Below are 19,290 nucleotides of genomic sequence, written 5' to 3'. Positions count from 1 at the left end.
GCTTCGCGCGCTTGGCCGCTTTCGCAGCCAGCCGCTGCCGACTGGTGGGACCTTGCCCGAGTCAAGCGAAATAGGGATCTACTCGCGCGGGCTACCGGCTCGATCGTTTGTCTACTAGTTCCCATAACTGCATGGTCCGATCGTAGACCGGCTGGATACGCGCGGAGATTGCTGGGGGGAGTTGCGTACGCAGCGCCATAAGTGCTTGATAAACCTTCCCCAAACCCTGCATAAGGGGTGTCGCCATGTATTCCTGATGCATCTGGAAAGAGAGTAGTATGTCGATGCCCGCACCGGCTGCATCGAATTCGTTGAGGTGCAACTGAGCGATCACCTCTATGGACTCGACAATGATGCGGTCATAGTCGTGTGAACCTTCAAGGAGGTTCGGAATCATCTCCTTTACAGCGTCGTAATTGTCCGCCTCTATGAAGTCATTGACTCTATCCATTAAATCCTGCATGCTCACGGTCCCGCTGGTGTCAAGCGCGATATACTCATCGAGGGCCGCCACAGCTTGTTGAATGGCCGGAACCGCCAAGTATTCGGTGCGCTTCTTTAGAAATGCTCGAACTGATTTGGCCCGTTCGAATACGAATGACCGAAGGTCGTCACTTGCTGCCGCGACATTGACGGACAAAATGAGAGCGGTTGCCATTTTGGCGAATCCCTCGACGTATTCCACCGACTCGCCGGCGTTCGAGAGGTCCATGACTATAGACGAGATGGCATCAATCGCCAGCTTCATGGTGAGCGGGTTCTTGGGAAGCCCTTGCAAAGTCTCAATAGCTCGTTTCGACATCTGGACGGCCCCTGTCGCGTCGCCTCGCGCCCAGTAGCACTTTCCAAGCTCGAGGTGCAGCATCGCCTTGCAATATCCAAAGATTCGGCTGTGTTGCTCGCTCGCACTCGACAGCGGTTCCTGGCTTTCCAGAAGTTTGAGTAGCGCCTCGGCGTGTAGTAGTAGCTGGTCGACAGCAAAAAACTCAAGATCTGACCGCAAGCCCTCGATCCAGCCGAAAAGCTGATGCATCAGCATTATGGCATGGCTCTGAAGTTCGCCAGGCCGCAGGCGATCGAGGTAGGAAATCTGCAAGATCTCGTGCACGAGCGGATGGATTGCGATCGTTTCACTCGCCGCGTTTTGGTTTCCCGCGTCACCGACATTCATGACCCTCTGGGCGATGCTCTGAGTGCGAAATGTTGAAATTACGCTTCGAGATATTTTCGGGTCGACAAACGCGGGACTTGGTCGGTCGGTGAGATCAATACTCCCCACCTCGGGCGAAGCCGCAATAATAAAATTCAACGGGAGCAGCTCCGGAGCGAGCAGCGCGGCGTGTTCGAGAATTCCTGTAGCGCGGTTTCGCTCCTCGTCCGAAATCAGCCCTTGTCCGAGGTGATCAACGGCGAATTTGATGGCTTGAAATGCCGTCAGATCGAACCCTGCTGGAATGGCCCTCATGTCGTCGAGGGCTTCGATTTTCTCGAAGTAGTTGCTTGATCGTTCGTCTAGTGCACCCTCGGCATTCCGGAAATAGACTCCAGCCATACTTACGGCCAGCGGGACGAGGCCAAGACGCGACACTATTCCTTTAACCGTCTCCTGGTCGTACCCCTCGGGCAGATCCGCATAACTTGCGAAGCAGGCGACTGCTTCTTCCTCGGTGAACTCCTCGACTGGCAGCATCTGTGCCCGCGGGAACCAGCTACCGGTGCTGTTCGTCGTCGTGATGACGACGGCACCGTTACCCATGGTTGGCATGTATTTCTGCAAAGCCAGCATGGATGGAGCGTTGTCGAACACGACCAACCACGGGCCAGGGCGCGCTGCGAGTGCGCCCACGAAGTCCGTTGAAGCATCTGCGCCTTCGCCGAAATCCTTCCCGGTCAGGTCGTGCGTGAGTGAGCGGACGCGTGCAGCCGTAATCGATGGAGCGCGCGAATCGATCCACAGGATCTCGCTGAATGTGTTGTGCTCGATGTGGCAGTAGTCAGCTGCCAGAGCGGATTTTCCATTGCCAGTCCGGCCCGCCAGGATCGCAACGGATGGTGTGCGCCCATTTGAATCCTGCATCCTCTGCTGAACGATCGTATGGACTTGCTCCAACAGCGTTAGCCGGGGGACCGTCGCTTGGAAAGTAGGAATCCCGGCAACAGGGACTCCCCAGTCAAATGCGCCTGCTGCCTCGGCAATCTCGCGATCCGGCATTGACAGCGAGTCGATGATTTCAAGAGCAGTCAACCTGCGTTTGGCCTCACCAGCAGCCGCACTGAAGATCTTGTGCAGAAGGACCACCGCCACGATTCGGCAGCTGACGCGGCCTTGGCTCCTCTTATTTTCAGCCCGGAACTTCCTCACAAGTTCGACAAGAGCGTCAGTCAATTCAGCAATGGTCCTTGAGTCGACTGCGATGGTTCCGCAGCCAGGGCGCTCACTGTCGACCTCAGTCGTTGCGTATTCGACGGTCTGGCCATCTTCACGGACGATCCGGGATGCCTTCTCCAGCTTGGGAGACAAGGGCCTATTCGTGTGCAGCCGGACATTGGGAACTTTTCCGTCGTCAAGTTCTTCGAACACTTCCTTCGCTTCGGATGGGATCAGTTCCCGCCCTACGCGCGACGCCTTCACCTGCGTCCGCGTGTCGATCGTTTCGTCCACCTCAATGGCGAAGTCAACTATGTCGTCGTGTTGTTGCGAATCACCCAGGGACGCGGATTCGATGTGCAGGGTTATGGTGCCGACTCTGTCGAGATTCTCGCGAAGGTGACGTAAGAAGTACTCCGCCGTGGTCACGAACTGGAAGTTGAAACCGTATGCAGCGTTTGTGCCACCGTCAGTTGTCGTCATAAAGACCCGCCCCGTGTAGTGCATGCTATCGAGACAACGATCAGCGCCTGCGAAGTTAGCAGCCCAGAGGGACAAATCGCGGCGTGTTGACGCCCAATTGGTCCGCTCCGGGGGAGAGGCGAGGGCGGGGTGTGGGTTATGAGCGGGTATGGAGTGTTCTGGGGATGCAGGTGAGCACCGGTATGTGGAGGTAGAGAGCGGGAGCACTGGTGTGCTTTGGCCTGGCCTGCTCTTTTGTGACCGGCGCGTGCGTGTCCAGGTCTTTCGCCGTCTTCTTGCCTGGTCGGCCACCCCAGGGGGTATGCCCCCACGGCCCCTTTCTGACCGTGCGGTTATGCGGCCGCGCCATCATGTACGGGTTTCCAAGTCGATCATGCATGGAAGCGCATAGTCATGCACGACGCTGGCAGTACGTCGTTATTACTCTCCGAGAAGCGCGGCCAGCGTGTAGCCCGCTTTGGCGGCTCGGCCCTCCCAATACGCCCGGGTGCTGGCCTTGCCGTTGTCGAGGACGCCGACAGGACACCCCAAGTGCCACCTTGGATCATCCTCGGTGAGAATCTCTCCCAACCCCCGATAATTCTCAACGGTGCAGCGAGTCACGCGAAGGTCAGAGGTCCGGCACTGCGGCCAATGTGCCAGCGGCGGCGCTGCCACCGGTGGTTGCGCCGTTTTCATAGTTGCGGATGGCCTGTCGAATCTGTTCGGCTGCAACTTTGTATATATCGACGACCGATGCAATGTCTCGGCGAACTCCGGCATCCTTCCCCTGCTCAAAGGTGGTCACGAACTTCACGCTCTTGCCATTCAGATTCAATCGGATAATCGGCTTCCGGTTGTTGTCGTCCAGCAGCACGGCGAAGTAGCTCTTGGAATCGCGGTAGACGATTCGCTCCGGTGCCACCTCCGAAACGCCGATGGCCCGCACGATGTTGAACCCCTCCAACTCCTCATCTGTGGTGACGACGTCTGGATCTGGTGTCGCATCGGGTTCCGGGACGTACGGAATTGGAGTGTCTGGCCCCGCCGCGAGGGGCGCCGGTCGTGGTTCCGGCATCCGGGTGGGATCGGGCGCATCGTCACCTAGTGCGGTTTTCAGCCTGCTGTTCACCTGATCACCGACGTACTGGTTCAGCGCCTTGGTTACAAGGGGGCGGAACTGATCAATGACTCGCTGCGTGGTTCTGCCCTCGTAGAGCTTCGAAACAAAGAACCGCACCCATTCGTCGGACGGCTCCTTGACTTCCGCAGCGATGACTCTGCGGATGCCGCCGATGTACTTCAGTTCCTCGGCCGCACTCACAACGGAATCGATGTCGAACGACTCCTTGGACAGCTTTTGAATCTCAGGAATCAGAGTGCGGTCAATATCGTGCAGATCGAATACGAGGAAGGGTTTCTCATCCATCCGGTTCGGCATATCGCCATCCGTGTAGACGTGGTACTCCTGGCCGTTAGTAAGGATGGCGATGCGTGCAGAAGTGACCGCGAAGTAGCGAAACAGTTGTGACGCGTAGCGCAGATCCAAGGGGTCACCGATCTTCTTGCATTCGATGAGGATCTGTACCTGGCCATCTTTGAAGATCGCGTAGTCGACCTTCTCACCTTTCTTGACCCCCACGTCTGCGGTGAACTCCGGAATTACTTCTGACGGGTTGAAAACGTCGTATCCCAGCACGGTGGAGATAAACGGCATGATGAACGCGTTCTTCGTTGCCTCCTCTGTCTCCACCGATGCCTTCATGTCGCGGATTTTCTTGGCGATGACTGCGAGGCTCTCCGAGAACGACATTGCGACCCCTTGACTGTGTAGTTCCTGACGGAAGACTGTAGATCTCCTGTGGGCTTACGCGCGGGGTTTTGGGTCTAGTGGCCGGGGACCTCGCATAAAATCCCGCGCCTACGTATCCCGTTGGAGGCGAATCGGTTATCGGACCGATACCGCGACACATGTTGCGGTGGAGCCGGTTTTGATGCGAGCTGGGCAAGAATTCGGGCATGACGGAACCGCGGGAGTCACCGCGTGGGATCTCGCGTCAGACATTCCTGCGGGGCGCCGTCGGGGCGGTGGCCACTTCGGCGGTGTTCGGAACGAACCGCGCGGGTGCCGAACCCGGAGCATCCTCCGGTTGGGGCGATCTCGCCACCGCGATCAAAGGCCCGGTGATACTGCCGGACAACGGGCAATTCGCCTCGGCCAAAGCCGTTTTCAACACCAACTTCAATGACTTCGCACCTGCTGCGATCGTCACCCCGACCTCGGCGGCCGAGGTGCAACAGGCGATGGCCTTCGCTGCGGCCCACAACGTCAAGGTCGCCCCGCGTGGCGGCGGACACTCCTACGTGGGCGCGTCGACGGCGACCGGCGCCATGATCCTGGACCTGCGCCAACTGCCTGGCGGCGTCAACTACGACGCCGCCACCGGGCATGTCACGGTGACGCCGGCGACCGGTCTGTACACCATCCACCAGGCTCTGGCCGCGAATGGTCGGGGGATCCCGACGGGCACCTGCCCGACGGTCGGCGCGGCCGGGCACGCCCTGGGTGGCGGGTTGGGTGCGCAGTCGCGGCACGCGGGCCTGATGTGTGATCAGTTGGTGTCGGCGACGGTGGTGTTGCCCGGCGGTACTGGTGTCGTCGCGTCGGCCAATGAGCATCCGGATTTGTTCTGGGCGCTCAAGGGTGGGGGCGGCGGCAATTTCGGTGTGACGACGGCGCTGACCTTCGCCACGTTCCCCACCAGCGACGTGGACGCCGTGGGCCTTCATTTCCCGTTGGAGTCGTTCGCGCAGGTTCTCCTCGGGTGGCAGAACTGGCTGCGTACGGCCGACCGCAGCAGCTGGGCCCTGGCCGACACCATCACCGATCCAGGTGGCGCGCACTGTCGCATCCTGGCGACCTGTCCGGCCGGCTCCGGCGACGCCGCGGCGGCCGCTGTCTCCAAAGCGGTGGGACTGCAACCGATGTCGGTGGAGAAACACACGTTCAACTACCTGGACCTGGTGCAGTATCTGGCCGTCAACAATCTCAACCCCTCACCGCTGGGCTATGTCGGAGGATCCGACGTCTTCCCGTCGATCACGCCGGCCGCGGCTCAAGGGATCGCCGCGGCGTTCAATGCCTTTCCCGCGGGCGCCGGTCGGCCGTTGGTGATCATGCATGCCCTCGACGGTGCGCTGGCCACGGTGGGGCCGGGGGACACCGCATTCCCATGGCGGCGGCAGTCGGCTCTGGTCCAGTGGTATGTGGAGACCTCCGGTTCGCCTGCAGCAGCAGCCAACTGGCTCAGCACCGCTCACCAAGCGGTGGCACCGTATTCGGTCGGCGGTTACGTGAACTATCTCGAGGCCAACCAGCCCGCGTCGCGGTATTTCGGCACCAATCTCTCTCGGCTGGCCGCCGTGCGGCAGAAATATGACCCAGGGCGGGTCATGTTCTCCGGTTTGAACTTCTGATGCGGCGGGGTGTTCCTAGGCGACGCGTCGGAGGTGCCGCGTCGTGCGGTCGGCATCGCAATTGCGGATGTGAACGGAAACCAGTGAACCGGTACGAACGACGCCGATAGGTCCGGGTCGCGCGAAACGCGCCAATTCGGGGCTGTGCAACGCGATTCCGGCGCTGGACTGGCGATAACCGATCCGCACGCCGACTGCGCCGAAGGACAGCATGCCGCCCAGACCCGACAATGCCGAGTACAGCAGCGCCCATATCGACACCGCAACGGCGGTGACTGCGTCGGCGATCAGGCCCCGTGCCGAGTGATGTGGATGGATCGCCTGGGCGAGCGCCGCTGCAGGCGACTGCGGCTGCATCGAGGCCAACAGCATGATCCCGGGGTCCACCTCTACGCCACTGAAACCGATCGTCGGGGCGCGGCCGGCGTCGCTTGATAAACCGGCCTCCAGCAGGCGCGAGGGAGCGACCAGGGTCACGAGCCCACCGTCTGGAGCGGACACGAGCACGTGGCGGACCTCGACGCCGGGTGCGACCGAGCCACCAGCTGCGACCCAGGCACCTGGTGCGGCCCACACGATGCCGAGCGCGGCGGAGACATCTGCCGGTAGCTGGATGATGGCCTGGACGACATCGGTGGCTACCGCCAATGTCCGGAGGAAATAGGCGATGGCGTACTGAGGTGTCGGTGTCTTGGCCGGTGTAGCGGCTCCAGTGATCGCCGTGGCGACGCCAGTGTCGAGGACAGACGCCGCAGTGGCCGGCGTCGACGATATCGACGGCTCGTTGGCCGGAATCGAAAGTGGAACGGTCGGGGTCTGGGCGGGCGCGCTCTGCGCCCCATCGGTGAGGGTTGTCGCGTGCGCTGCAGGTTGGCCGGAGGTATCTGATGAGGCTGATGCCGTGGATGTGGTCGCCTCCGCCGCGAGTGTTGAGCTGGGTTTCTCGGGGCTGATGCCGGACACCGTCGTAGTCGTGATGGTGTGGTCGGCGCTGGTCGGATCTTTGGTGGTCCCGGCGGTGGTGGTTGTGTTGTCCGCCGTTTGAGCGGACGTGTTGGTCTGCGCGGAGAGCGTGGAAGTGGGTTTGTTGGGGCCGGTGCCGGATGCCGTCGTGGTCGTGACGGTGTGGTCTGCGCTGGTTGTGTTGTCCACCGGTTGAGCGGATGTGTTGGTCTGCGCGGAGAGTGTTGAACCGGACTTGTCGGCGGTCGCTCCCGAAACCGCCGTGCTCGTGACATTGCGGTCTACGGTGGCAGCGGCGTCGCGGACCGAACCGCTGGAGTTCGCCTGCGCGGCACCTGAGGTGGAGTCGGGCTCGGGATCCGCGGAGGCGATCGCACCGCCCATGACGCTTATCAGGAGCACGACCGTCGAACACACGACGACGATTCGGCGACTATGCGTAACGATCATGACCGTCACCCCGCAACGAGCTCTGGTGTTAGCTGCTGATAGCGAGGATCGAGTGTGACTTAACTAACAGCACCTTAATATGCAGCTGGCGTTCGATTTTTGTCAACGGGCCGTTACTATGCCCGGTTCGGATTAAATTTGCGGATCCGTCAGGACTCGCGGCCAGGAACTCGCCGGGCCGGGAATGGGTGACGAGACATGGTGCGACCGAACGGTTTTCGCTGCCGGGTAGCGCGCAATTCGGGGCACGGCGTCCCTGCGTAGTGTTGTGGACTGCACGGCGGTCGACGGGCCGGATACTTCCACTGTCACGGGTCTACCGATACCCGCGCGTGAGGTGCCGGCGAACCGGCAGGGGCGGCGGCCTCATGGGTCGGAGTTGTTCTCGTGCTTGTGTTCTACGCCGAATTCGTTGCGTTGAGAAACACAATTGCCATACCGGTTTACGTTTCCGTCGATTTTGTATCCCTGCGCCGTAGCTGCCGTATAGCCTCAGTGCATTCGGGTCGTCTGGCCTTCCTGACTGCAGAAGAGGGGAAGCGACGTGCGAGTTATACAGCGCTGCCTGGTTTTCGGAGTAGCCGTGGCGATGGTGCCGGTCGGGTTCATCGCGGGGACTCCCACAGCCAAGGCTGATTGCACGAGTTCGGGCTACGCCACGGTCTGCGCGCAGGGGGATGTGCGCGGTGCCGACGGCGGACCGGTAGCTGCCACACCTGTCGTTCCCTATCCGTGTGAATACGACTGGTACTGCGGTAACGACTGGGATCTCGGAATCGTCTGGAACCCAGGGCGTCCCGGTGGTCCCGGTGGCCCTGGTGGTCCGGGGCGTCCCGGCGGGGGTGGTGGTATCGGCCCACGTTGAGGACCTGCTTCGTGAAGTGTCGACCACCTGCCTGAAGGAGCCACATATGTTGACAACCCGACACACACACCGCGCACTGAGTGCCGCGATCGCTGCCGGTGCGCTGACCGGTCTGGCGCTGTTCGGTGCCGCGACCGCTGTTGCTGACCCGCCGGTGCCGCCTCCGTGCACGGCCGCCGAATTGGCGCGCGTCATGTCCGGCGTCACGTTCGACACGTCGAACTACTTGACCGAGCATCCCGACGTCAACGATTTCTTCACCGGTCTCAAGGGCCAACCCAAGGATCAGATCCGCGACAAGGTCCAGAGTTATCTGGACGCCAATCCCACGGTCCGTGACGATCTTCAGCGGATCAGGCAGCCTTCGGTCGACTTCCGCGATCGCTGCGGGCTGCCGCCAACCCCCTGACCCGTCCCAGTAGCGCGTGAGCAATGGGCGGACTGAGCCTGACAGGCTTATGGCTGTTCCTGGCCGCGGTGCTCGCCACATCGGTCTACCTGGCGGTCTGCGGTGTCTGGGTGGCCAACAAGACGACATACCGACCTGATTCCAAAGAGCACACCGGGTCCCTGTCGCCGTTCTTGACGACCGTCGCCCTGGTCTACGGTGCCCTGCTGGGTTTCACCGTCGTCGTCGCGTGGGAGCAGTTCTCCTCCGCCGAGGCGAACGTCACCAATGAATCGTCCACCCTGGCAACGATGTACCGGCAGACGGTCAGCCTGCCGCCGCCCGAGCAGGCCCCGATGCGTGAGCTGTTGCGCGAGTACACCTCTGCGGCGAGAGCCGAGTGGGGGAGTCGCGGAGACGGCGCGCCCAGCGCCGCGGCGCGGACCGCGATCACCGACATGTACCGGATGCTCGGTCAGCAGCAACCGTCGTCCGCGAATCCGGTCAATGGCGAAATGCGCCAGCAACTCAATGTGCTGACGTCCCAACGCAATACCAGGATCTTGGATGCCAAGCCCCGAATTCCGGGGCTGTTGTGGAGTGGACTGTTGTTCGGCGCCGTCCTGCTGATGGGGTTGATCGGCTTCACTCACCTCAGCAACCCGCTCAATCACATGTTCTTGTCGAGTGCGATCGCCGTACTCCTGGGCTTGCTGCTCTTCCTCATCTTCTGCCTCGACCACCCGTTCGGGCGTGAACTCGGTGTCACCCCGGCCTCATTCGACTACGTCCTACAGGTCTTCGACGGGGTCGACGGCGGCAACTGACCATCGGGCAGGCGCGGCTGGTGCTAGCGTCGGCGAGGACATGGACGAACCGTTGCTGCTGCAGGACCGCGACGATCGCGGGGTCGTGACGCTGACGTTGAACCGGCCCCGGACCTTCAACGCGTTGTCGGAGGCGATGCTCACGGCGCTGGGCGAGGCGATTGACGGGCTGGCCACCGATGACGCGGTGCGCGCCGTGGTGCTGGCGGCGTCGGGTAAGGCGTTCTGTGCGGGCCATGACCTCAAGGAGATGCGCGCCGAACCGTCGCGTGAATACTACGAGCAACTGTTCGCGCAATGCACCGCGGTGATGCTCTCGATCCAACAGCTGCCGGTGCCGGTGATCGCACGGGTGCACGGTATTGCGACCGCCGCGGGCTGCCAGCTTGTCGCGATGTGCGATCTCGCGGTGGCGAGCAATGATGCGCGGTTCGCGGTGAGCGGTGTCAACGTCGGACTGTTCTGCGCGACCCCGGGAGTCGCGTTGTCCCGCAACGTGCCCCGTAAGGCAGCCTTCGAGATGCTGGTCACGGGCGACTTCATCTCCGCCGAGCAGGCGCGATCATTGGGTCTCGTCAACCGGGTGGTGCCGGCCGAGGCGCTCGACGACGAGGTGGAGGCGTTGATCGCGAGCATCGTGGCCAAGCCCGCGGTCGCCATCGCCATGGGTAAGGCGTTGTTCTACCGCCAGATCGAGGTCGGGATCAAAGCCGCCTACGACGACGCGGCCACGACGATGGCGTGCAACATGATGGATCCGAGCGCACTAGAAGGCGTCGAGGCTTTCATCGAGAAGCGCCCGCCCAGCTGGTGAGGACGAGATGGCTGAGACCCTCGCTCAGGGCGTCACCGCGGTCGTGCTGATGCGGACCTCCGAGGTCAGGGTTTGGTGCACCGGGCAGCGTTCGGCGATGGCCATCAGCCTTTGTCGTTGGTCGTCGTCGAGGTCGCCGATCAACTCGATCTCGCGGTCGATCTGATCGAGCATTCCGAGTTTCGTCTCGCATTCGGCGCAGTCTTTGGCGTGGATACGGGAATGCCGCAGGGTCACGCGGACACGTTCCAGTGGCCAGCCCTTGCGGTCGGCGTACATCCGCACCGTCATCGAGGTACAGGCGCCGAGCCCGGCGAGGACGAAGTCGTACGGGTTCGGGCCCGCATCGTCACCGACGGGCAGTGGTTCATCGGCGAGGAACTGGTGGCGTCCGGCGGTGATCTCCTGCGTGTAGGTTCCCGGGCCGGTTTCGGTGACGGTTACATCGGTCGTTGCCATGGAAGGTCCTTACTTCTCGTGTTTTTGGTGGGTCGAGGTCTCGATGAGCGCAGCCGTGCTCAGCGGCGTCGTGCCGAGCTGTTGCTCCAGGCGACTGGCCAGGGCCACGAACAGGTTGGCGGTGGTGACGGCGTCGCCCAATGCGTGATGGGGCGTGTGGACGGGGACGCCCAACTTTGTGGCCGCGTATTCGAGCGAGATGGCACCTTCCTTGACCTGGACTTGAAGGGCCCGTGCGGCCAGCGGAGCGGTGTCGATGAACTGATTGGTCAGACGCCGACCACAGCCGCGATAGGCACGGCGCAGCAGCGTGCGTTCGATGACGGCGCAATGGGCGATGATCGGGCGATCGCCGATGAGCGTGTGCAGTTGTGCGACGGCATCTTTGATCGGCGGTGCCGCGGCGAGGTCCTGGGTGCGGATGCCGTGGATACAGGCCGAGGGCGCTGGAACGGCTTCGGCGATGTGCACCAGGCCGTAGGTGGCGCGAGCCATCAGGATGCGTCCGTGGTGGATCGGGATGGCGCCATAGGAGATGATCTTGTCGCTGCGCAGGTTCAGCCCGGTCGTCTCCAGATCGACCACCCACAGTTCGTCATCGCGCCACGACCGCGTACCGCCACGGTCCCTGCGGTCGAAATACTTGCGCGACAGCACGTTACGCATGGCCGATATCGCCGAGTCCGTAGGGCCAGCGGCCTGCCAGCTTGTCCTGTACGGCGGCGATGACGCGGAAAGCGTCGCGCAGGTGACGCAATTCCAGGCTGTCCAGATCGGACGGAGCAACCGTCGGTTCGATGGGTTTGCCGTCACGCAATGCGCGCATCTGGGTGTCGACCGACAGCTGGTAGCACAGCGTGAAGGCGGTTTTGAGTGATTCGGCGTCGTCGACATTGAGCAGGCCTGCGCGGCGCGCCCGGTCGAGTCGATCGGTGGTGGAACCGCTCAGGTCCCCGGTCTGCAAGGCCAGCGCCTGGGCCATGGTCACGATCGGGCGCATGCCGGCCTTTTTGATGTTGAGGCGGTTCTTGTGTTCGCCGAAGTGGTCGGCGACGAATCCGCGCACGAATCCCCGCGGGGGACGGCTCGCGATGGACAGTCTGGTCAGGGCGCGGGTGAATTGTGCGCGTCCCACCCCCGAGATCAGGGCGGTGCGCATGGGACGGGTCAGGATGGGACGGGTGATCGGCCGCGCGTCGAGCATGGTTGCGGCCAACAAAAGTTCGCCGACGTTGCCCGGATTCTGGCGCCAGCGTTCTGCCGCCGCCCGCCACCCGGACACCGACCGGTTGAACAACGGGAAGGACGCGTTGAGCCCCTGCGGACATGTGCGCAGCCCGCAGCTTTCCAGGGCCTCCATCACCGGTTCGGTTGCGGCGCTGACGATCGCCCTGTCGGGCTCGGCATCGTCGGGTGAGCGGGTGACCCAGGCCAGGGCGCTGTCGACGTCGGAGTTGGGCAGCGGTTCCCGCCGGCCGACCGACCCGAGCAGCATCCAGGCGCAGTCCAGGTCGGGCAGTGGCGGTGAGGTGGCGGTGAGCTCGATGGCCTTGGCGACGATCGCCTCGATCATCGCCGCCAGGAGCGATCCGAAGTGATCGGCGGGCACCCCGGTGTCCCACAGCTCGAGCATGGTGGGCGTGAGCATGGCTGCGGCGTCGCGCAATTGATCGAGATTGGCGGCCGCACCCGTTGCCGTGCGGATCACCAGCGGATGGCGGACTTCGCCGGCCACCATGTCGACCACTCGGGCGATGCCGACCGGGCTGCCGCTGGCGCCGTCGACGACGACGAGGTGGTGAATGCCGCGCTCGTACATCAGCAGATATCCCGCGCCGACAGTACGGTCGGCCGACATGACGATGGCGGGCAAGGACGCGATGGTGTCGATGGGGGCGTCGATGCCGACCTCGCCGGTGACCACCCTGCGGCGGAAGTCGTCGTCGGTGACGATCCCGATGTCGTCGCCGCGCTGGAATACCGCGCATGATCGGTGGTCGTCGGTCATCCGCCGCGCGACGTCACGAATGGACTCAGAAGGCTCACACCAGGTGATGGGGTGCATGACGGCGCCGATGGGCCGCTCGAGCTGACTGAAGGTACCGCCGGAGGAGATCAGCCGGGCACGGGCGATCTGATCCCCGTAGTACGAGAAGGACAGTCGCTCGGGGTGTTCGAGGACATCGCGGGGATTGTCGAGCAGATAGCAGAGCGTGTCCTCGGCGGCCCGCACCGTGAGCGGAGGCGGCTGTCCGGTGAACACCGAGATGTGGCCGAAGGTGTCGCCGGGACCGAGCACGTCGACGACGCGTCCGCGGTCGGTGACCTCGACGCTGCCGGTGCGGACGACGAAAAGTCGCCGCAGCGTGTCGGATTCGGCTTGGACGATGACGGTCCCGGCGGAGAAGTACTCGACTTCGACCGTGGCGGCCAGCCGGTTCACGTCCTTTTCGCCGAGGCGGTCGTAAGGATCGTGGGCAGCCAAGAAGTCGGCGATGTCCTTGATGGTCTACCCTCCTGTCGCGTTGGGATGCCCGGTTGGCCATCGAAGCACTGCGTCACAGTAGACCTCAGAGTTCGGCCGGCAGCGTCGGTTCTGATCGGTGATGGAGATATTCGTAGGCCGCGCGCAGCAAAAGGCCCTCATCCCATTGCGGAATGAGGGCCCTTCTCGTTTGCTGAAGTCAGGCGGTTCGGCGGACGCCGCGCTTCAGTAGGATTTCGCGCTCGGATTCGCTGAGCCCACCCCAGATGCCGTAGGGCTCGGCGACGGCCAGCGCATGCGAGCGGCACTGCGTGATCACGGGGCAACTGCGGCACATCTCCTTGGCGCGCAACTCGCGCTGGGCGCGGGCCCGTCCGCGTTCCCCGTCGGGATGGAAGAACACCGAGGAATCGACGCCCCGGCAAAGTCCTTGCATCTGCCAATCCCAGATGTCCGCATTGGGTCCGGGTAGCTGCTGCGGCTGTGGCATGGAGGAAGCCCCTCTCTGCGCGCCCATTCCGATTACTGAGCGTGCGTGAGTTGGTGGTACCGAACTGAGCACATGTCGCCGATGACTACTCGTGCACACAAACTAGGGGCGCTCATTAATTCGCGTCAATAGCCTGAGCGTGTGCTCAATGACATATCCGCAGGTCGAGAATTTACATCACGTTCATCATTGTGATGCGTGCGCCGCGGGAACTGTGTTATGGCCTCGCTGATCTGATGATGTTTCCGCTGTTCGAAGCGGCTGTGGCAACACCAGGCTTTGATCGTCGCGGCCCGGCAGTTGACGTCTTATTAACGTTGCAGGCATCAATTGTTAACGAATGCCGATTCGGCAATATCTTTTATCCGTACCTCGCGGTATCGGGTTCCCGTGGACCCGGCATTTGCGCGACGTTGATAGCGTCGCAAACCGATGAGCACCACCACCGAGGCAGCAACCGTGCTGGCGAACGCCGCGTTCGGAGACGAGCCGGGCCGCTGGCCGCTGCCGAATGCGGAGACACCGCGAGACCGATGGCTGCGCGCCGTGGCCGCGGGCGGTCAGGGGCGCTACGCCAGCGCGCTGGCCGAGCTGTCGGTGATCGAGCGCAGTGTGGGCTCCGGGCCGTTGCTGTCGCTGAGCCTCAGCACCCGGGCGTCGTTCCTGCGGCAGCTCGGCGGTCACAACGGCGCGCGCGGTGCCGACGGCCGCGCGTGGGCGCTCAGCGGGGGAGAGGATGCCGCAGATCCGGAGGCCCCGGCCGATGCCTTGATCGGCCTGGCCGCCGATGCACTCGGAGTCGGCCGGTTCGCCTTGTCGGCTCGGCTGCTGGAGCGGGCCGATTCGGTGGTCTGCGAGCGCCGTGGGCGCCTGGTGGTGCGCCTGGCATGGGTCAGTGCGGAGTTGGCGATGATGCGCGGTGACGGGGCCATGGCGGTCAGCCACGCCGAACGCGGCGTCGAGGCGGCCGCCGGATACCCGTCGGCGCGGCACGCGGTGAAGTCCGACGTCGTGTTGGCGGCCGCGCTGTGTAGTGCCGGTCAGCCGGACCGAGCCCGGGTCGTCGCGGACGCCGCACTGGCGGCCACCGAGAAGCTCGGTCTCGTCCCGCTGCGATGGGCGCTAGCCTGTCTGCTGGCCGACATCGGCAGTGCGGCCCACTCACCCGCGCAAGTCGGCACGATCCGCGACGTCAGCGCCGATACAGTGCGTCGCAGAGGCGGGGTCTGGTCCGGCGACTGATCCGGTCGCCCCGCGCCGATCGTTATTGTTTAGCTCAACCAAGCGCCTGCGAGTGTCGGTGCCAAGTAACGCTGGAGATACCGCCCACGATGACAAGTTCGGGAGACCGTCTCGACGCTGTCGTTGCTGAGGCTGTGGCCGGCGATCGGAATGCGCTTCAGGAAGTCCTGGAGATCATCCGGCCGATCATCGTTCGCTACGTCCGGGCGCGGGTCGGCACGACCGAGCGAAGTGGTCTTTCAGCGGATGACGTTGCGCAGGAGGTGTGCTTGGCCGCCATTACGGCGCTGCCGCGCTACAAGGATCAGGGACGACCGTTCCTGGCCTTCGTGTATGGCATCGCCGCGCACAAAGTTGCTGACGCGCATCGCGCGGCGGCCCGGAACCGGGCTGAACCGACCGATGCGGTGCCGGAGCGCTACTCGCTGGACGCGGGCCCCGAACAGTCCGCCCTCGATTCCGAGTCATCGGCACGGATGGCGAAGCTGCTGTCGGTGCTGCCGGAGAAACAGCGCGAAATCCTCATCCTGCGGGTCGTCGTCGGCATGAGCGCCGAAGAGACCGCAGAGGCCGTCGGCAGCACTCCCGGCGCGGTTCGTGTGGCCCAGCACCGGGCGCTGAATCGGCTGAAGTCCGAAGTCATGGCGACGGGACGTGACTATGCCTGACTTCGGCCGCTGGACGTCCAATGGTGGCGATCCCTCACTCAACGAGATCAACCGCACCGACCGGTTCATCGAGGCGCTCTCGCTGGAACACCAGGTGTACGCAACCGACCCTGCAGAGGCCGAACTGGCCCAGCTGCTCGCCGGCTGGCGCGACGAGGCGCGGCGTCCCACCTCCGGTGTCGTGACGACGCGCGACGCGATCGCTGCCCTGGACCGCGGTACCAGGGGCAGGCGCCCACGGCTGCCCCTGGCGTTGGTGGGCTCGGTCGCGGCGGCGGTGCTGTGCCTGGGTGGGTTCGGCGCGGCCGTCTATGGCGCAGGCCCCGGTGACGCCCTGTACGGCATGCGCACCACGCTGTTCGGCGAACGGCCCACCCGCGACGTGAACGTCGAGCTGGCCTCCGCGGAACTCGCGCAGGTTCAGCAGCTCATCGACCAAGGGCAGTGGCAGGCGGCGCAGGAGAAGTTGAGCACCGTCACCACCACGGTGGCGACCGTCGACGACACCCAGCGCAAGCAGCAGCTGGTCGATCAGCTGCAGCAGTTGTCGGTCAAGGTCGAGAACCGCGACCCGAACGCGACGGTGCCGCCGAACGCGCCGCCGATCGTGCTGCCCCAGGTGCCTGCGACGCAGAGCAGTCCGAACGGGTCCGACACGTCATCCCCGACGAGCACGCCGTCGACGTCGGCGCCGTCGACCTCGGTGCCGACCAGCACCAGCCCGGTGCCGTCGGACACCACGTCGCCGTCCGACACACCGGGGTCGCCGTCGTCGTCCCCGACATCGGGCTCGCCCGCCCCGTCGGCGTCGACCGAGACCTCGCTGTCCGCCGCGCCGTCGTCGCCGAGCAGCACCACAGTGCCGTCGTCACCCAGTCCACACCCGGAGGTGACGCCGTCGTCGGCGGTGTCCACGGTGCCATCGTCCGTGGTGCAGGCACCGACGCATACCCAGACCACGACCATGCCGACGGTGAGTGTTCCCCCGGCCGCCGAGCCTACGGTGACCGCCCCGGCGCGCGGCGGGTCGACCGGTGGTGACGGGGCAGCGCAGCACGGCGAAGAGGCGCCGCAGCAGCAGCAAGGTGCCGGCACGCCACCAGGGCGCGCGGCCGTACCTCAGCTGCCGGTGACGACGGTCATCGAGATTCCCGGGTTACCCGGGCTGGGCCTTGGCGGCGGCGGTCAGCGGTAGCCGTCGGATTCCGACGTGGCTTCGTTGAGCGAGGCGTCGGCGTAGCCGCGGCAGTAGTCCCAGGTCACGTAGGAGTCGGGCTCGGGATCGTAGGCCGGCTCATGCGGGCGGACGGTGCCGTCGACGAGCAGCTGCAGCAGGTTGGCGCGCAGCATGTCCCAGTCGTGGTAGTGGTCCTGCTGGCATTCGTCGCACGACACGACGAGGCCGCGGATACCTTTGTGCGCCAGCAACGCTTCGTACACCGCCAGGTCTGCGAGGTCGGCCTCGACGGCGGTGCGCTCCTGCGGGTCCAGAGGCTGGCCCGGCTCGATGGCATCAAGTGCCGCCGACGGATCGGACGGATCGTCGGCGAAGGGATCGGGTGGCAAACCAGGTGGTAGTTGGTCACGCACGAGATCCACACTACGCAGCAGCACAGGTATCGCGCCAGCCGCGCAAGGTGCTGCGACGTGCGACGCGGCGACCGGACCGCCGATGCACACGGCGACCCGGCCGCCATCGCGGCGGTGGCGCCGAGCCCGCTTGTCGAGCCGATAGGATTAGGGGTAAAGCTCTGCGACCGCCTGTTATCTGGAGGCCCGCCCATGTCGATCGCTGAAAGCAGCGTTCCCATTGCCGTACCGGTGCCGACCGGCGGCGACGATCCGACCAAGATCGCCATGCTCGGCCTGACGTTCGATGACGTGCTGCTGCTGCCGGCCGCCTCGGACGTGGTGCCCGCTGCCGCGGACACGTCCAGCCAGGTCACCCGCAAGATCCGGCTCAAGGTGCCGCTGGTCAGCTCGGCCATGGACACGGTCACCGAGTCGCGGATGGCCATCGCGATGGCCCGCGCAGGCGGCATGGGCGTGCTGCATCGCAACCTGCCCGTCGCCGAGCAGGCCGGACAGGTGGAGACCGTCAAGCGGTCCGAAGCCGGCATGGTGACCGACCCGGTCACGTGCTCGCCGGACAACACCTTGGCCGAGGTCGACGCGATGTGCGCGCGGTTCCGGATCTCGGGTTTGCCGGTGGTCGACTCCGACGGGGCCCTCGTCGGCATCATCACCAACCGCGACATGCGGTTCGAGGTCGACCAGAACAAACCCGTCTCCGAAGTGATGACCAAGGCGCCGCTGATCACCGCCCGCGAGGGAGTTTCCGCGGAGGCCGCGCTCGGCCTGCTGCGCAGGCACAAGATCGAGAAGCTGCCGATCGTCGACGGACACGGCAAGCTCACCGGACTGATCACGGTCAAGGACTTCGTCAAGACCGAGCAGTTCCCCCTGGCCACCAAGGACAGTGACGGCAGGCTGCTGGTCGGTGCGGCCGTCGGCGTCGGCGACGACGCCTGGACCCGGGCCATGACGCTCGTCGAGGCCGGCGTCGACGTGCTGATCGTCGACACTGCCCACGCGCACAACCGCGGCGTGCTGGACATGGTGTACCGGCTCAAGACGGCAGTCGGCGACCGTGTCGAGGTGGTCGGCGGCAACGTCGCCACCCGCGCCGCCGCGGCCGCGCTCGCGGAGGCAGGCGCCGACGCGGTGAAGGTCGGCGTCGGACCGGGCTCCATCTGCACCACCCGCGTGGTGGCCGGTGTGGGCGCCCCGCAGATCACCGCGATCCTGGAGGCCGTCGCGGCGTGCAAGCCGTTCGGGATCCCCGTGATCGCCGACGGTGGCCTGCAGTACTCCGGTGACATCGCCAAGGCCCTTGCCGCCGGTGCGTCGACGGCCATGCTGGGCTCGCTGCTGGCCGGCACCGCCGAGTCTCCCGGCGACTTGATCTTCGTCAACGGCAAGCAGTTCAAGAGCTACCGCGGCATGGGCTCGCTGGGAGCCATGCAGGGCCGTGGCGCGGCCAAGAGCTACTCCAAGGACCGCTACTTCCAGGACGACGTGCTCTCCGAGGACAAGCTGGTGCCCGAGGGCATCGAGGGCCGGGTACCGTTCCGCGGGCCGCTCTCGACCGTCATCCATCAGCTCACCGGCGGCCTGCGGGCGGCCATGGGCTACACCGGGTCGGCGACCATCGAGCAACTGCAGCAGGCACAGTTCGTGCAGATCACTGCGGCGGGGCTCAAGGAAAGCCACCCGCACGACATCACCATGACCGTCGAAGCACCGAACTACTACACCCGCTGACGGGCGCT

At 64.4% G+C, this 19,290-nt stretch carries 17 protein-coding genes; 9 read left to right on the top strand and 8 right to left on the bottom strand.

Annotated features, from left to right (window positions below; all coding sequences use genetic code 11):
• Positions 1-91: 91 nt before the first annotated feature.
• Together BST13_RS39735 and BST13_RS14400 are read right to left on the bottom strand one after the other, a co-directional pair.
• Complete coding sequence (locus BST13_RS39735; RefSeq protein WP_245839623.1) at positions 92-2,851, bottom strand: hypothetical protein; 2,760 nt, start codon at positions 2,849-2,851, stop codon at positions 92-94.
• Between the two features lie 610 nt (positions 2,852-3,461).
• Positions 3,462-4,643 (bottom strand): type I restriction endonuclease, encoded by a 1,182-nt coding sequence (locus BST13_RS14400; RefSeq protein ID WP_083164710.1) that lies wholly within the window; start codon positions 4,641-4,643, stop codon positions 3,462-3,464.
• Positions 4,644-4,849: 206 nt separating this feature from the next.
• Between BST13_RS14400 and BST13_RS14395 the strand changes: the two genes are divergently transcribed.
• Entirely contained in the window at positions 4,850-6,307 is a 1,458-nt protein-coding gene (locus BST13_RS14395) for an FAD-dependent oxidoreductase (protein WP_083164709.1), read from the top strand.
• Positions 6,308-6,322: 15 nt separating this feature from the next.
• Here the strand turns inward: BST13_RS14395 and BST13_RS14390 are convergent, their stop codons facing one another.
• Entirely contained in the window at positions 6,323-7,720 is a 1,398-nt protein-coding gene (locus tag BST13_RS14390; protein WP_142282791.1) for a hypothetical protein, read from the bottom strand.
• Between the two features lie 589 nt (positions 7,721-8,309).
• On the opposite strand from BST13_RS14390, the gene BST13_RS14385 reads away from it, so the two are divergent.
• The 4 genes from BST13_RS14385 to BST13_RS14370 are packed head-to-tail and all read left to right on the top strand — an operon-like array spanning position 8,310 to position 10,614.
• Positions 8,310-8,585 carry a hypothetical protein gene (locus BST13_RS14385; protein WP_425437018.1) on the top strand — a complete coding sequence of 92 codons (276 nt, stop codon included), beginning with the start codon at positions 8,310-8,312 and terminating at the stop codon, positions 8,583-8,585.
• 46 nt (positions 8,586-8,631) lie between these two features.
• Positions 8,632-8,994 (top strand): heme-binding protein, encoded by a 363-nt coding sequence (locus tag BST13_RS14380; RefSeq protein WP_083164706.1) that lies wholly within the window; start codon positions 8,632-8,634, stop codon positions 8,992-8,994.
• Between the two features lie 23 nt (positions 8,995-9,017).
• Positions 9,018-9,800: a bestrophin-like domain gene (locus BST13_RS14375; RefSeq protein WP_083164705.1), complete on the top strand. Its 783-nt coding sequence runs from the start codon at positions 9,018-9,020 to the stop codon at positions 9,798-9,800.
• Between the two features lie 40 nt (positions 9,801-9,840).
• Positions 9,841-10,614 (top strand): enoyl-CoA hydratase, encoded by a 774-nt coding sequence (locus BST13_RS14370; protein WP_083164704.1) that lies wholly within the window; start codon positions 9,841-9,843, stop codon positions 10,612-10,614.
• A gap of 24 nt (positions 10,615-10,638) precedes the next feature.
• On the opposite strand, the gene BST13_RS14365 is transcribed toward BST13_RS14370, so the two are convergent.
• The 4 genes from BST13_RS14365 to BST13_RS14350 all read right to left on the bottom strand — a co-directional run bounded on the left by BST13_RS14365 (position 10,639) and on the right by BST13_RS14350 (position 14,048).
• A complete protein-coding gene (locus BST13_RS14365; protein WP_083164703.1) occupies positions 10,639-11,073 on the bottom strand; it encodes an OsmC family protein in 435 nt (144 codons plus the stop codon).
• 9 nt (positions 11,074-11,082) lie between these two features.
• Complete coding sequence (locus BST13_RS14360; RefSeq protein WP_083164702.1) at positions 11,083-11,739, bottom strand: 3'-5' exonuclease; 657 nt, start codon at positions 11,737-11,739, stop codon at positions 11,083-11,085.
• On the bottom strand, positions 11,732-13,558 hold the full coding sequence (locus tag BST13_RS14355; RefSeq protein ID WP_245839622.1) for a putative nucleotidyltransferase substrate binding domain-containing protein: 1,827 nt from the start codon (positions 13,556-13,558) through the stop codon (positions 11,732-11,734). The genes BST13_RS14360 and BST13_RS14355 overlap by 8 nt, the downstream gene beginning before the upstream one ends.
• 199 nt (positions 13,559-13,757) lie before the next feature.
• Complete coding sequence (locus tag BST13_RS14350; protein WP_083164773.1) at positions 13,758-14,048, bottom strand: WhiB family transcriptional regulator; 291 nt, start codon at positions 14,046-14,048, stop codon at positions 13,758-13,760.
• A gap of 432 nt (positions 14,049-14,480) precedes the next feature.
• Here BST13_RS14350 and BST13_RS14345 point away from each other — a divergent pair, with 432 nt between their 5' ends.
• The 3 genes from BST13_RS14345 (at position 14,481) to BST13_RS14335 (ending at position 17,153) form a co-directional block, all read left to right on the top strand.
• Complete coding sequence (locus BST13_RS14345; protein WP_083164700.1) at positions 14,481-15,290, top strand: hypothetical protein; 810 nt, start codon at positions 14,481-14,483, stop codon at positions 15,288-15,290.
• Between the two features lie 89 nt (positions 15,291-15,379).
• Positions 15,380-15,958, top strand: a complete 579-nt coding sequence (locus BST13_RS14340) for a sigma-70 family RNA polymerase sigma factor (protein ID WP_083164699.1) — start codon at positions 15,380-15,382, stop codon at positions 15,956-15,958.
• Positions 15,951-17,153 carry an anti-sigma-D factor RsdA gene (locus tag BST13_RS14335; RefSeq protein ID WP_083164698.1) on the top strand — a complete coding sequence of 401 codons (1,203 nt, stop codon included), beginning with the start codon at positions 15,951-15,953 and terminating at the stop codon, positions 17,151-17,153. Before BST13_RS14340 ends, BST13_RS14335 begins: the two co-directional genes overlap by 8 nt.
• Here the strand turns inward: BST13_RS14335 and BST13_RS14330 are convergent.
• Positions 17,144-17,548: a DUF5319 domain-containing protein gene (locus tag BST13_RS14330; RefSeq protein ID WP_083164772.1), complete on the bottom strand. Its 405-nt coding sequence runs from the start codon at positions 17,546-17,548 to the stop codon at positions 17,144-17,146. The genes BST13_RS14335 and BST13_RS14330 overlap by 10 nt on opposite strands.
• 192 nt (positions 17,549-17,740) lie before the next feature.
• Here BST13_RS14330 and guaB point away from each other — a divergent pair, with 192 nt between their 5' ends.
• A complete protein-coding gene (gene guaB / locus BST13_RS14325) occupies positions 17,741-19,282 on the top strand; it encodes an IMP dehydrogenase (RefSeq protein WP_083164697.1) in 1,542 nt (513 codons plus the stop codon).
• The last annotated feature ends 8 nt before the right edge of the window (positions 19,283-19,290 follow it).

Source organism: Mycobacterium aquaticum (genome assembly GCF_002086485.1).
In the GTDB taxonomy this organism is placed as follows: Bacteria; Actinomycetota; Actinomycetes; order Mycobacteriales; family Mycobacteriaceae; genus Mycobacterium; species Mycobacterium aquaticum.
The sequence above is the reverse complement of the archived record's forward strand: the minus strand, read 5'-3'. Positions and strand labels throughout refer to the sequence as shown.